Annotated in this window: 11 protein-coding genes; 3 read left to right on the forward strand and 8 right to left on the reverse strand. The window is 52.0% G+C overall.

Annotated elements, in window-relative coordinates; genetic code table 11:
• Positions 1–31 precede the first annotated feature (31 nt).
• The 8 genes from NSS64_RS24970 to NSS64_RS25005 form a co-directional block, all read right to left on the reverse strand.
• Positions 32–601, reverse strand: a complete 570-nt coding sequence (locus tag NSS64_RS24970; RefSeq protein WP_341141900.1) for an SF0329 family protein — start codon at positions 599–601, stop codon at positions 32–34.
• Between the two features lie 53 nt (positions 602–654).
• Positions 655–1,599 (reverse strand): SEC-C domain-containing protein, encoded by a 945-nt coding sequence (locus NSS64_RS24975; RefSeq protein ID WP_341141901.1) that lies wholly within the window; start codon positions 1,597–1,599, stop codon positions 655–657.
• Positions 1,600–1,728: 129 nt separating this feature from the next.
• The gene (locus NSS64_RS24980; RefSeq protein ID WP_341141902.1) at positions 1,729–2,955 is read right to left on the reverse strand and encodes an RtcB family protein; all 1,227 of its coding nucleotides are present in this window, start codon (positions 2,953–2,955) and stop codon (positions 1,729–1,731) included.
• Between the two features lie 219 nt (positions 2,956–3,174).
• A complete protein-coding gene (locus tag NSS64_RS24985; RefSeq protein WP_341141903.1) occupies positions 3,175–3,519 on the reverse strand; it encodes a copper amine oxidase N-terminal domain-containing protein in 345 nt (114 codons plus the stop codon).
• A gap of 30 nt (positions 3,520–3,549) precedes the next feature.
• A complete protein-coding gene (locus NSS64_RS24990; protein WP_341141904.1) occupies positions 3,550–4,269 on the reverse strand; it encodes an SDR family NAD(P)-dependent oxidoreductase in 720 nt (239 codons plus the stop codon).
• Positions 4,270–4,279: 10 nt separating this feature from the next.
• Complete coding sequence (locus NSS64_RS24995; protein ID WP_341141905.1) at positions 4,280–5,269, reverse strand: tRNA dihydrouridine synthase; 990 nt, start codon at positions 5,267–5,269, stop codon at positions 4,280–4,282.
• A gap of 165 nt (positions 5,270–5,434) precedes the next feature.
• Positions 5,435–5,956 carry a hypothetical protein gene (locus NSS64_RS25000; RefSeq protein ID WP_341141906.1) on the reverse strand — a complete coding sequence of 174 codons (522 nt, stop codon included), beginning with the start codon at positions 5,954–5,956 and terminating at the stop codon, positions 5,435–5,437.
• Between the two features lie 18 nt (positions 5,957–5,974).
• Positions 5,975–7,939 (reverse strand): ABC1 kinase family protein, encoded by a 1,965-nt coding sequence (locus tag NSS64_RS25005; RefSeq protein ID WP_341141907.1) that lies wholly within the window; start codon positions 7,937–7,939, stop codon positions 5,975–5,977.
• Positions 7,940–8,296: 357 nt separating this feature from the next.
• Here NSS64_RS25005 and NSS64_RS25010 point away from each other — a divergent pair, with 357 nt between their 5' ends.
• The 3 genes from NSS64_RS25010 to NSS64_RS25020 all read left to right on the forward strand — a co-directional run bounded on the left by NSS64_RS25010 (position 8,297) and on the right by NSS64_RS25020 (position 14,523).
• On the forward strand, positions 8,297–9,517 hold the full coding sequence (locus NSS64_RS25010; protein WP_341141908.1) for an MFS transporter: 1,221 nt from the start codon (positions 8,297–8,299) through the stop codon (positions 9,515–9,517).
• A 207-nt stretch (positions 9,518–9,724) separates the two neighbouring features.
• On the forward strand, positions 9,725–11,605 hold the full coding sequence (locus NSS64_RS25015; protein ID WP_341141909.1) for a leucine-rich repeat domain-containing protein: 1,881 nt from the start codon (positions 9,725–9,727) through the stop codon (positions 11,603–11,605).
• Between the two features lie 329 nt (positions 11,606–11,934).
• Positions 11,935–14,523, forward strand: a complete 2,589-nt coding sequence (locus NSS64_RS25020; protein WP_341141910.1) for a pyocin knob domain-containing protein — start codon at positions 11,935–11,937, stop codon at positions 14,521–14,523.
• Positions 14,524–14,867: the final 344 nt, after the last annotated feature.

The raw sequence follows: 14,867 nt of genomic DNA on the forward strand, positions 1-14,867 counted from the left end.
CTTTTACAGCTGATTCTTGTAAGTGTAACAGTCATAATACCCCGCGACGCAGATCATAGAAATACTCCACCGCCGGATGCTTCCGCTGCATCTTCCCGGCCATCCCTTCGATCCGCTTCCGCCCGACTCTCCGGTCCATTAGAGCCAGAATATTCAGTACCATATCACTGCTCTCCAGGCTCTCCTCAATAGGCGTAACCAGGAACTTATTCGCCGCCACAATGAAATTCGATTTCGTCAGGCCAGCCTGGGCCAACATTAATGCCTTGGCGTGTTCGGTGGTTAAGCGGCTTCGGGCCATGATGATTAGGCGGTCCTCTGGGATGGGCCCCTTGGCCGCCATTCTGACTGTTTCAATATCTTCATGGGTGACGGAGATATGCAGCTCCGGGTCATTCTTGACCTCCAACTCGGACGAATACCACCGGATAGGACTGGACTTGTCGTTCATGCTGAGGATATTCTTCTTGTCCACCGTAATATAACAGGTGCCTGATTTATCCGGCGAATAGCGGTAAGCGGGCGCCCGGTACTCTACCCGTCCCTCTAAGGATGGGCTGAGGAAGCCCTCCAGTTGTTGCTTGAGTTTGCTCCAGGACATGTCTTCACCTCCATGAAAATGGGAAAAGGCCTGCCGGCCTCTTCCCCAGTATTTTAATAATCCGCAAACGGCGCTTCTGGTAATCCGAGTTCTATGCGCAGAAGATTCAACGCTGAGGATTCCGGGTTTCTCCGGTATTGTTGATATTCTCTCGCCCGAATAAGAGTTTCGGCGCTTTCTCCGGGGTCCTGCGCTTGTTCCTCACGAATCCATTCCATTAGCATAGGCAGCTTGCTCTGAGGCGTAGTCTCCTGAGCAGCTTCGTGATCCGGATACCGGCTGCGTGACTTCTCATTGATCCGTTGGCACAATTCGAGCAGTTCGGGGTAGTGGCTGATCAAGATGTCCGCAGGTGAGCTCTCCTGCCCGGAAGCCGCAGCTTGTTCCTCCTGCAACGCCCCAACTCGTGCTATGATCTCCCGCGCTATATCAGGGTGTCCCCACATCGTCACTCCATGTATACACCAATCCTCCACGAACGGCTCAAGCATAGCGATTGCTACTGTCCAGGGTGGCATCTTTATCATCGTTTCATTATAAGGCATCTTGAATCTTTCCTTGGTCCAAATATCTTCAATAACCGTGCCCTGCTCATAATGGTCCACCATCTGATAACAGGAAGGTCTCATGGCTGTCCAGTTGTCCAGCATCCTCCGTTCTTCCCCGGAATACCGCCGGCCCTTCTCCTCCAGGAACCACTCAATACCGCTTAACCCATTCTCATAGACTTGGAAGAAGTACGCCCACATGTTACCGGCGCCATTCCTTAATGATCCTAACACAGGATCGAAGCGTTGACACTTCTGATGCTCGAAATTCCATTCTCCGCCCTGCTTCTGAGCGACAAAGTCATACAGATCGGTAGTCAACTTATATTTCCGGTCAAAAAAACGGCGCCCCTTCGCCTGCAATGATAATTCTTCCGCCTGCTTAAGCATACAGCACCGCTTGTACTTTTTGCCGCTGCCGCAAGGACAAGGGTCATTTCTTTCTATCATGTTCATACACCTCTGAGATTAGAATTGGCCTCTATCTAGTCTCCCATAATCCGGCACATATCTCCATGTTACCATACTTCCCGTCCTTGTTGCCCTCCTGTGGAGAACTCGTGATGGATGAGTCCCCCCTCAATCCTTATACGGATCGAACTCATCCGCACCCGCCATACATACGCCCACCGGCTTCAGCACGTGCATAACCTCAATGGTCCCGGCATGCGCATCCAGTACCTCTTGCAGCTTCCGGTAGACAAAAGGACTCTCGTCCGTGCCCGCGCCGCGCAGCACTACGCCGAACTGCCGGACCGCCTCCAGCATTTGCGCTGTCGTAATTTGACCGCCGCTGCGGGTACGGGTTTTATAGTTCATCCGGCCCGCAGCCTGGGTCCGGCTCATGATTCGGCCTGCTCCATGAACGGTGCTGTAATAAGCCTCCCGGTTCTCCCCGCTGTCCTTACCCCGGACGATTACGGAGATGTCTCCCATGCTGCCGCCGATAAAACCAGTCTGGCCGGGTGCGGATGGAGTAGCCCCTTTGCGGACAACGATGACTTCCTTGCCGTTATGTGTCTCTTTCCAGGCATAGTTATGATGGTTATGCACCTCCAGGTCCGCTCCCGTTCCCAGAATAGCCAGCACCTGCTGGATAACGTAGTCTCTTCCCGCATAAGCATAGCGACCGGCCAGCTTCATCGCTCTGTAGTACATATCGCCCAGCTCACTGTTCAGGTCGAGCAGTACGGGCGGCTGATCCATCTTTTCCCCCGGGGCATTCGCCAGGAAGTCTCTGCCTGCTGTCAGGTTAAGGAATCCGCTCGCTGTCTTATGCCCCAACCCTCTGCTGCCGAAATGATTGGCAATCCACACCCGGCCGGTTGCGTCTTCTTCTAATATGTCTACGAAGTGGTTGCCGCTGCCGACCGTACCCAGCTGATTCTGCGCCAGAGTCTTAAGCTTATCGTGCACTCCGTTACCAACCGCCTTGAACACCGCCCAGTCGGGATCGTCGAACAGCTCATGATCGACCCGTTCATTATTGACCCGGCCGACACCGAAGGAGATTCTGCGGGCAATCTCGTCCATGATTCCTGAGAGTCGTGGCCGCAGCTCCTCTATCTTCAAGCCGGTCCGTACCGCCTTATTCCCGCACCCGATATCGTAACCTACGCCAGACGGAGAGATCTGTCCATCGTACACGACTACCCCGCCGATCGGCTGGCTGTAGCCTTTATGATGATCCGCCATGAGCAGGGTCTGCACGACATTTCCGTTCTCCGCACACATACGGGCCTGCACCAGCGCGCCGTCGTCCGGCTTCCCCCACACCCGCACGCCGTCTATATTCTGATAAACCATATCTTTTAACCTCCTGTGGATCGGGATGACCCGAACTTCTGCCTCTATATTCGCTTAATTGGAGCACAAGGTACATGGCGGAAGTATTACGAACTGGGGATATCTAACAATGTAATATAAGTTAACGGAATTCAGGAACCTAAATAGACCGCCCCGTAAAGGAAACGGCCTATTTACTATCACATAAGAGTACATTCTTTCGGTACGATTACAGGAAGTTTATTTAGTATCTATTATTGCAATTTTCTTTACATTATCCCAGCTTATAGTAGCCTTAAGGCTATCCACTGTCATTTTAATCGTTATCCCTGTGGTTTGGGCCGTAACATTTCCGGTTTTGGAATCCCACTTAACATTCATATTTAAGGCTTCAAATATTTTACGAAACGGTACCATCGTGTTCCCATTTATGATGATGGGCTTAGCATCGAAGCCAAGTGGCTTCCCGTCTAAAATAACAGAGCCATACGTGGTTGGTGTCGCTGCACTCACACTGGAGACTGAAATACAGCCTACTGAGACCATGATGAAGACGAGAAGCGGTATTATAAATTTTAATTTCATAAGACCCTCCTCCAAATTAAGAATTCATCCCTACGCATTCGAATCCAGCATCGCCGGAATATTAATCTCCTTCACACAGGAAGCCTTGGACAGGTTCATGACGCATTGCACGAGGGATACTATATCCTGAAGCGGGATCTGCGCGCCGTTATAGGCGGACAAGACAGGCTCCACCCCGGCCTCCAGCGGAATCTGGGTAGCGATCTCCCCGGGATTGATGATAGTCACACCGATGCCATAAGGCTTCACATGCTCCCTGACCGCATTGGCGATCCCGCGCAGACCGAACTTAGAAGCGGCGAACGAGACCTGGGTGTAATCATTATGATCCAGGCCTGCCGTGGAACCGATCAAGATAATGTTGGCATGCGCAGACTGCTTCAGATTCGGCAAAAGCTTCTGGATGCACGTAATCGCCGCAGTCACATTAATGTTAATGATACTGGCAATCTCAGCCGGGTCGTCCTGCTCAAAATCATAGTCAGCGCTGAAGCCCTTGCTCTCCCATACGCCAACATTATAGATGAATACGTCCAGGGTAACGCCGTTCAATGATTCTGCAATTCGCCCGGCAGCATCCGGCTTCGCCAAGTCAGCCTCAATCCAGATCCGCTGAACCCCATCCTCCAGCTTCATGCTGTCCGGGTATGTTCTGGAGACCACCCAGACCTGATCGCCCGGCACCGGCAACGCCTTGACGAAGGCTTCTCCCAAGCCTTTACTCGCGCCAAAAATAATGAAACGTCTCATATTATCCTCCTTATTCGTTAAGCTCCTCCGCCCCGTCCTGCTCTTTGCTTGCGAATTCATCCAGCAGCGCACGCACCTCACGGGTAGACTTGGTGTTCATCAGATGATTTCTGAGTTCACTGGCGCCGCGGAAGCCGCGGACGTAGATTTTGAAGAATCGCTGCAACGGGCTGAACGAACGTGGTGCCTGTCCTGAGTATTGATCATAGAGATCCAGATGCAGCCGCAGCAGATCCAAGAGCTCCTGGCTGCTGTGCTCCCTTGGCTCCTGCTCGAACGCATACGGGTTATGAAAAATCCCGCGCCCGATCATAATCCCGTCCACCCCATACTCTGCGGCCAGCTTAAGGCCAGTCTCCCGGTCTGCAATGTCCCCGTTAATCGTCAGCAGGGTGTCCGGCGCGATCTCATCGCGCAGCTTCTTGATCTCCGGGATCAGCTCCCAGTGGGCAGCCACCTTGCTCATTTCCTCCCGCGTACGCAGATGGATAGACAGATTCACAATATCCTGCTGCAAAATATGGGTCAGCCAGTCCCGCCATTCGTCCACATTAGTGAATCCGAGCCGCGTCTTGACGCTGACAGGCAGTCCCCCGGCCTTCGCCGCCTGGATGATCTCCGCTGCGAGTCCGGGACGGCAGATCAGGCCGCTGCCCTTCCCGTTCTCCGCGACATTCGCAACAGGACAACCCATATTAATGTCGATGCCACGGAAGCCTTCCTCGGCCATACCGATGCTCATCTTGCGGAAGTATTCCGGTTTATCTCCCCAGATATGGGCCACCATCGGTTGTTCATCCTCTGTGAACGTCAGACGCCCGCGCACAGCATGGTGCCCCTCCGGGTGGCAATAGCTCTCAGAATTCGCAAACTCCGTAAAAAACACATCCGGCCGGCCCGCCGCACTCACCACATGACGAAACACCACATCCGTCACATCCTCCATCGGGGCCAGTATAAAAAAAGGGCGTGGCAATTCACGCCAGAAATTATTTATCATATGAAGTACCTCTCTATGTGCGCCAGAATAATCCCTTATCCGGCCGTAATAAAGCTAAATTATATCATAACTCCGGGGGAATGGTAGCCGCCCTGCCAAGGAGCTTCCCCCCTCTACAGCCAATAAGCCCCAGAGAATTCTCTGGGGCCGTTGGTGTCTTCATCGCTATTGAATCCTGCCTAACCATACCTGTGCGGCTTGGAACCCCGGCTGTCCGGGCAGACAATAGGGCTCCGGTTCAGCGGCAGGCTCCCAGATGAAGTCCTCTAGACCGGGCACTGTTCCGTATAGCTCCCAGGGGAACACCTGGCTCTCGCCTCCTGCCTCGAAGGTATTATCGTAGAAATGCAGCCCCTCCCGGAAGGCGACCACAAGCTGCGACTGGATGAAGTTCGGATGATAGAACCAGATTCTCAAATAGTAGGGTTCATTGAACCCGGCCATCTGCCGGGACCAGGCATGGTACACCTCAATCATCGCCTCCAGCAGCAGGCGGGAATACCACACCGGCGGATTGCGCCTGTTCAACCTGTAGAAGGGGTCGATCCACAGCTTCACATAATCCCGCCGGGTAGCTTGCAGCTCCTCCAGGTCGAGATGCATGCACCCTTTTTTCCACTGGTCAATCTGCTTCACTCTGCGCTTCCAGCCGCGTATCTTCTTCTTGTTCGAGAATACACCTGCCATAATCTCTTCTGCCCTCCTCTAGCCCCTGGGTTTCAACTGCTTAATCACAGACATCATCAGGATAATCATCCCCGTGCCGAAGCCTGACATCGATAAGGGAGCCAGGACAAACCGCATGATCTCCCCCTGCACCCAGAAGCTTGCCAGCATGATCACCATACAGATCACCGTGAACGTCCCGACCGTCAGCGTCCCGATGAAATCCGTCAGGCTAGGATTGTCCTCACGCGCAAGCGTGATCCGGTTCTCCTTCAGCAGCGGCAGCTCCAGTAGTTTCGGGATATAATCCTCCAGCCGCCCCTTCATCTTGCTTAGCTGATCCTTCACGATCTGCCCTTGATCCATCTGCTCTGCGAAGGACTGGCTCGCTGCGGATAAGGAGTACGACTCATCAACAGAGGATAAGGTCCCGTCCAGAGTAATAATCGCCCGGAAGGCCCCGGCCACCGTCGGCTTCAAGGACATCCCCAGCTCGGTAATCATCGACATCAGCCGTCTCATCATGACACTGGTAGGATCAGGCGAGAACGAGGCTTCGGATAAAAGTCTGCCGAGGCGCCGCTCAATCATCCGCACATCCAGCAGCTCTCCTTCTTCACAGACCCCGGCCAGGCCCTGGGCCATCTGCTTCGTATCCTTCCGGCTGTAGCCCATCAGGAAGTTCAACATCCCGGCCCGCTCCTCCTCCGTCAGATAGCCCACGGAACCGAAGTCAATTAGCGCGACCTTCCCGTCCCGGGTCAACATTAGATTGCCGGGATGCGGGTCGGCGTGGAAGATGCCGATCATCAGAATCTGCTGCAGGAACGCATGCATGATCATTTCCGATATGTCGCTGGTCACCTTCTGCGTGAACCGCTGTCCTTCAATATATTCCATGGTCAGAATCTGCTTGGTTGAATACTCGGCGTAGATCTTCGGCACTTGGATCGGAATATCGTGTTCCTGGAACGCTTGGCGCAGCAGGTTGGTATTCAGTGCTTCAATATCGAAGTCCGTCTCTTCGATCAGATTCGTTTTGAAACCTTCGGCGAGCTGAATTAAGCCAAGTTTCCGGATTTTGGAGGAGCGTTCGGATAGCCGGGTCACGAATTGAATTAACAGATCCAGATCCACGCCCATCTTCTGCTTCACATCCGGCCGCAGGATTTTGACAACTACCTTCTCTCCTGTGGACTTCAGCCGTGCCAGATGCACCTGACCGATCGAAGCGGCTGCAATAGGCTCCATCCCGAAGTCTTCATACGTCTCCTCCGGATCGCCGATCCGGCTGTCAATGATCTCCTTCAGCTCCTTCTGGCTGAGCGGCTTAACCTGGTCATGCAGGCTGGAGAACGCCTCAATATATTGCGCAGGCAGCAGATCCTTCTTGGTCGACAGCACCTGCCCGAACTTCACGAAGACTCCGCCCATGTTATCCAGAATGGCAGCAATCACCTGCGGCAGCTTCGCGTGATCCTGCTGGAGCAGATGGTTCAGCCCTTTGCGTGAAGCGATCCAGAGCAGACGGATCATACGCCTGAAGCCGCGCATCTTACCCATCACATACCCGAGCGGGTTCCCGGACTGCAGCAGCTTGAAATTGAATACGCTAAGCAGCATGTAGGTATAGCAGGAGATAAATAGAATCAGCAGCGGGTAATAGATGAACATCACCCTGACCATCTCCGCTTCGGAGGGAACCACGGGCTGCTTGAAGTAGGTTGAGGTTATGATCAGGGTTACAATGGACGTACTGAACAAGATAGCCACCATCAACTGGAACTGTTCATGCTTGAAGGTCCTGATGCTGCTTATGATGAAATAGAGAATGAACGCCACGACAATAATGCTGCTCATGTAGAATTGCTCCAGCACTTGCACCAGCATACTGACCGCCACCGCGCTGATCAGCGGCATCACGAGCTTATGCTTCGCATTGAATATATAGGCAAGCGCTGTGAATACACCGAAACATACAAGCATTACTATGAAAAAGAACATCCTCCAGCCCCCTGTATCCGCTTCATTATTCCCAATATAGCACACGGGGCTGAAGATGCGGAATGCTCCCGGTATTATTGACAACTGGAGAGCTTCAATGGTAAGCTTCGGCTATAAAATTTGAGGAGGATGGCAGTCTATGATTCCACGTATATGGTAAGCACGCCCAATAAAAGCTGATTTCTCACCAAGTGTGGGCTTTTTTGAGCTGCTGCTATTTACGATAAGGACATCGATTGCGATCCGCTACGGCTTATTTCACTATGCCCGGTTTCGCACTGTCCCGTCATGTAATTGTTGCAGACCCAAGTCCATTTACGGATTTGGGTCTGTCTTTATTAGGGAGGGTATACACTTATGAATATTCAATGGAAAAAGACGTTCGCCTTCATCTTCAGCGGACAAATCTTCTCGATATTAACCTCTGCGATGGTTCAATTCTCCATCATCTGGCATCTGACCGCGACGACGGGGTCGGCCGCCGTGCTAATGCTTGCCGGTCTGGCCGGGTTCCTGCCGCAAGCGCTCTTAGGTCCGTTCATTGGTGTCTGGCTGGACCGATGGAACCGTAAGCTCACCATGATCATCTCGGACAGCGCCATTGCACTAACCAGTCTGATTCTGGGTGCTTATTATCTATGGGGGGAGCCCAGCTTATGGATTGTGTACGCCATCCTGCTCATTCGTTCGGCAGCCTCGTCCTTCCATGCGCCTTCGTTCCAGGCTGCGATTCCTCTGATTGCGCCGGAAGATCAGCTTACCCGGGTGGCAGGCTGGAACCAGCTCATCTTCTCTGCTTCCAGCGTCCTTGGACCTGCGCTTGGAATAGCGGTATACTCAGCTACTTCACTAGGAACAGTGTTACTTTTAGATGTGGCAGGTGCCTTAATCGCTAACCTTATGCTTCTGTTCGTTCATATTCATCAGCCGAAGCCGGAGGTCGTAGAGACACCCTCGTTCCGTAAGGAGTTTATGCTCGGCTGGCGGGCCTTCCTGTCGCACAAGCCCATTGTCACGGTAACGGTGGCCATGGCGGTCTTCAGCGTGGTATTCATGCCGCTGGCGATGCTGTTCCCCTTGATGACGCTGTCCCATTTCGGACGCGGCGGTTACAGCGCCAGCCTGATTGAGGCCGTATTCGGGATCGGGATGATCCTTGGCGGTGCGCTGCTGTCGGTGCTTGCTTCCAGATGGAAGGACACCACCTACATGAGTCTGAGTCTGGTTGTGATCGGGCTTACCTGTGTCCTGAGCGGGGTAGTCGGGCGCGAGGCGTTCCTTGCTTTTACCATCCTATCCTTCCTGATGGGCGCAGCAGCGCCCTTGTTCAACGGCCCGTATATGGCGATGATCCAGAAGTCTTATGAGCCTGAGCTGTTAGGGCGCGTACTCTCCTTCGTGACAAGTATCGGACTCTTGTCTTCTCCGGTCGGGCTTGCACTTGCGGGTCCAGTGGCCGACCGGTTCGGCGTTCCGTTCTGGTTCTTCTGGTCGGGGATCGTTGTGGTCCTGATTGGATTATTCGTATTTGTCAGATTCGCGGGGAAAGGTACAGACGAGAAACCTGCTAGTAAGTAAATGAAGCTAAATAGACCGTCCTCACGTAAGTGGGAAGGCGGTCTATTTGCCGTGAAACATATAAATTCTATATTTTAAAAATTTCTTTTTGCCATCCGTTGGCTGGCTCTCTCCCCTCTGGCAGGTATAATGGAATAAAAGCGGTATTCCTGAGGTCAGAGGACCGCCCAATATGAGCTATCATTACATCATAAGGAGGAGGCATTCGTGGCTTTTATTCCCTTGAACTGTCCCAATTGCAGCGGAAGAATTGAATACAAGGAAGGCACCATCCTCAAGTGCCCTTATTGCCAGACTGAGCTTCTGCTCAAGCAAAATAATGTCTACTATGTGGATCAGACCATTAACCATTATCACGGGGCACCCCCTCCCAAGGCCGCACCGAAGCCACCCGTCTCCGTCTCCATCCCCGTCAGGCTGGTGCTAATTCTGCTGCTGGTGCTGGGAGGGGCCATCGGTACTTATCTTTATTACGGCCTCAGTTCTCCGCAGCAGGCAACCAAGGCTAATCTGTCTGTACGGACGATGCCCGAAAGCGAGGTCCTGCTCGCCTTCCTGCGGGAGATCCTGGGTAAAGGAAATGCCTTGCCGACAGAGGAGGAGATCGCCCGTCTGCGCTATTTAACCGTGGAGCGTTCGGAGAATGACCAGTGGAAATTCACTTACAGTCTCACCGATCCCTTCAGCAATGAGCGGGCCGAGAAGATCACTTATATTACCCAGGACAAGCGGCTGAATGACCAGCGAATTGATCAGCGGGACTTTGAGGCCTTTAAGGGGCTGACGGCCCTGAACCTGAATGGAACCTACGAAATTGACCAGACGGAGCAAACCAGTCTTGCCCATATGCCCGGATTAAAAAGCTATGGCGGCGCCTTCAACGAATCCTTCAGCAGATTCTCAGGTTATTTCGGTGACAAGTCCAAAATCACGGAGCTGTCCACTCAACTGCGCAGTAATCAGGAAGTGGCCACACTGCTCGAATTCCCTAACCTAAGCTCTTTGTCCATTACTTATGTGGATGAGTCCGTGACGGATTTGCATCTGCTCAATAAGCTTCCGCTGAAGTCCCTGTCCCTTACCTTCGTCAATGACCTAGGGTGGTTATCGTCTATGACCGGGCTGTCCTCTCTGGCGATTCATTATAGTGAGGCGACAGACTTGCAGCCGCTGTATGCCTTAACCCAGCTTCAGGAGCTTAAGCTTTCATATTTAACCAATGTAAAATCCATCGACTTCTTGCAGAACATGCCTGCTCTGCAAACGCTGGATATCGAGAATCTGAATTTCACCAGCCTGAAGCCTCTGGCCGGTAAGGCCTCCATTACCACCCTGCGCCTGGCTTCCTTAAGCAAGCTCGGCTCAGTAGCGGCCGTGAACTACCTGTCTTCTCTGCGGGAAATCACATTGTCCGGTTACTACGAGAAGCCAGAAGCACTGGCCTTACCGGGCGTCAAGCGGGCGGAGATCCCAACATCCTTCCTCTCCGGGCTGAAGGCCCCTGCGGTAACGGACCTGACACTCCGGGGCGGAAGCGGGGAGCTTAATATGGCTGAGCTGAAGAAATTCCCGGAGCTTGCGCAGCTGTCCCTTTGGGGGAGCGACGACATCATCCAGCTTCGTGCACTGGACAGCTTGCCCCGGCTGAAGACACTAAGTATCTACGATTCGTCGCTCTATTCAGAGAGCGACGCCTTGTTCCGCCTGAAGCAGGTGAACACGCTGGTGTGCTCGGAATGCAGACTAGATTTCAGACAACAGGCAGGCGCGGCAAACAGCGTGCTTGAGCATCTGACCTTGGACCGGCCTTACTTCTCCATGAACAACGACTCCGTTAATGAGGTTGACCAGGTGATGCCTTACTTCGCGGGCCTGACTGCTCTGCGTTCCTTCACCCTGCAGGACAACAACCTGGCTTCTCTTGCGTTCATGAGCAAGTGGCAGGCCATCGAGGAGCTTCATCTGGAGAACAATGCGATTTCCGATATAGAGCTTCTGAGCAAGCTGCCCAAGCTGCAACAGGTATTCTTGGCTGGTAATTCCGTAGCGAACAAGTCCGTGCTTGATACGGGCGTGCAGGTCTATTAATTCTCCGCTCTGACACAAGAGAACGTGAACGCAAACTTTTCAGCCCTTTCCCTTCCGATAGGAAGCGGAGAGGGCATTTTTATGTTCAGGACATTTCCCGTGCGCCTCGCCGTGAGTTTGTCATAGAGATATAGGCCGCAATGCACTTCCAATTCAATATTTTTATAGAATCTCAAATTAATGTTATTTCCATGTTATGGTCTTAAACTGATTTATCTCTGCATATGCAGTATTAACGACCTTTTATTGGAAAGATCGGTTGTTGTCCACCGCAAGGTCCGGAACTGTGTAATAGAACAGGCACCTCACACTGAAAGGAGATTTATGAAATGAATTACGAAGATGAAGAGTTGGCGGGGACATTTACGCTGACATCCGCAATGCACCTGACCATTGTAAATCCTGATGACGGGAACATTGACCTGAACAATTTACGAACTTCCGGTTTCTATCTGAGCAGAAATAAAGCAGGTACGAATGCCCCCAGCCAGGATGTCACATGGTCAGTGTACGTCATCATAGATGATGATAATAAAGCCCACCGGGATGTCAGTGCCAGTCAGACCTATCAATCGCCAAGCGGTATTTGGCACCGGTCCAGCACAGATAGAGGATATACCTGGTCTGAGTGGCAAAGCCTCATGAATGAACCGGCCATGCCACTGAAGAAGACGGAAACCAATGATTTGAATCAAATTAACAAAGCTGGCTTTTATGTAGGGGACGGCAGAGATGCGACGAATGCCCCTAGCTCGAGCAGTGCCTGGGTGCTTATGGTGGTTGCCGCTCCATACGGGAATCAGAGCTATGTCGCACAAACCTTCTATGCGGACAACGACATCTGGTGGCGCCGAAGCCAGGATAACGGTTCGACCTGGTCAGATTGGAGCAGTACAGTCAATGAACCCTCTATGCCGCTCAAGACATTGTCCGGCACCGTTGACCTTAACCAACTCTACGAGACTGGCGTATATATTGGTCCCGGTACTGCCGGCACCCATGCCCCGGTTGCCGATCCAGCCTGGAGTGTGGAGGTCGTGGCCCAGCTAGTGTCCGGCCAAACCCACATCATCCAGACCTATAAGTCCGATTCCGGTTCCTGGTGGCGGTCCACCAGCAACGGAGGCAACACCTGGAGCGAGTGGCACAGCGACACGAATGTTCCTGCCATGCCGCTGCAGAAGACCGAAACCAATGATTTGAACCAAATTAACAAAGCCGGTTTCTATGTGGGGAACGGCACAGGAGCGACGAATGCACCGAACTCCAATGCAGCCTGGGTGCTCATGGTGGTTGCTGCCCCATACGGAAGTCAGAGCTATGTCATGCAGACCTTCTACACGGATAACGGAATCTGGTGGCGCCGAAGCCAGAATAACGGTTCCACCTGGTCGGATTGGACCAGTCTGGTGGATGAACCTTCTATGCCGCTCAAGACATTGTCTGGCACCGTTGACCTCAACCAGCTCCACGATACCGGCGTATATATTGGAACTGGTACCAGTTCCACAAACTCCCCATTCTCCCAAGGATCAGAATGGTTCCTTGAAATCCTGGCACGTGCCTCCTTCATCAGTCAAACCTTTATATCCGCTAATGACAGGTGGTCCAGATATAGTCTCGATCGAGGCAAAACTTGGTCTTCTTGGCAAGAATGGTATATAGATAGATTCCCAATGGCCATTTGGAATTGGAAGGATTTCTGGAATGTTGAGGATACAGATTTAGATCATATTACAGCCAATGGATTCTTCTACAGTCCCAACAAACCAGCCGTAAATGGCCCCTCTGATAGTCCTTTATGGACATTAATGATGACTGGTACTCCCGTTGACGATGTCCCCATAGAAGATCCATTTATTACCCAGACCTTTTTTGATCCCAATGGGATTTGGTATCGCTCAACTACTCACGCCACTAACAAATGGACCAAGTGGATTAACTTAACTGAATCTTCCTTGCCCCTAAAAACCCTGTCTGGCACCATTGACCTCAACCAGCTCCGCGAGACCGGCTTATATATTGGCCCCGGTACTGCCGGAACCCATGCGCCTGTCTCCGATACAGCCTGGAGCGTGGAGGTTGTGGCCCAGACGGTATCCGGTCAAACCCACATCATTCAGACCTATAAGTCCGATTCCGGTTCCTGGTGGCGGTCCAGCAGCAATGGCGGTAGCTCCTGGAGTGACTGGCACAGCGGCAGTGGCACGGGTACGGATCAGAATTTTGTTCCTTTAACGAATCTTGGAGGCAGCAATCATATTGATCTGAACCAATTTAAGAAAATTGGTTACTATGTGGGCAATGGATATCAAGCCAATAATGCTCCCAATGATAATGGTTCCTGGGTATTGCTGGTTTTAGCTGCTCCTTATTACAACAACCCTCCCTATATAACCCAGTATTTCTTCACAGACCGGGGCATCTGGTGGCGCAGAAGTGAAGATAATGGCTCCACTTGGTCGAGTTGGGTAAATATCACCAGTAATGATCTCGTAAAAGCTTACGGTTCCACCTATTTGTTAGGTGACGCCGTTATTGCCAACAATGACTTCATTCCCTTTACGGCAATGGGACCGAGCAGCGACTGCCAGCTTGACGCCCGGACCGGAGAAGTGATTGTGAATCAAGCCGGTGTGTATTCTTTATCCTTATCTCTTCATCTGAACAATAATCAGCCTGCCTCCTTCGTCGTATCATTAGATGGTGAAACGCCCGAGCATCATTCCTCCCTACATTACGAGCCTACGGCCTCTACCTTCACCGGTATTCAGCCCGCTCATGTCACCGGAATGATTCAATGCGAAGCTGGTCAAAGACTTGGTGTTAAGAATTTGACTGCTCATTCGGTAACTCTGCGCCACGCCTTCAACGGCAGAAAGTGCAAGCATGAATTCACTCTTACGAAGATTAACTGATGCACGTACTGGTGAAGCCAAGAGGAAATATAACTTTGTAGCGGGAGGGTTAAAGGGCCATGTCTCATATTGATTTTGTTCAGGCTAAAAATATATATTTCGACGACTCCAATTGGAACACCATTCTGACGGCTCCATTTATTAGCACCAAGAAAAACCAGGCAGTCAAGCTTGATGCCTACCTGCTGTCTCAATGGCAGTCGTATAAAAATTTGGAGGTTACACTAGGTGTCCAATACCGTCTCTTACGTAATGGCGTCCCCATCTACTTGAGTGAGCCTGTAATTCATAGTCATCTAACCTATTTGTATACCACCAATCAGAGACCCGTAAGTTTGTTATAC

The sequence above is a fragment of the Paenibacillus sp. FSL H8-0122 genome, from assembly GCF_038005345.1.
Classification (GTDB): Bacteria; Bacillota; Bacilli; order Paenibacillales; family Paenibacillaceae; genus Paenibacillus_AQ.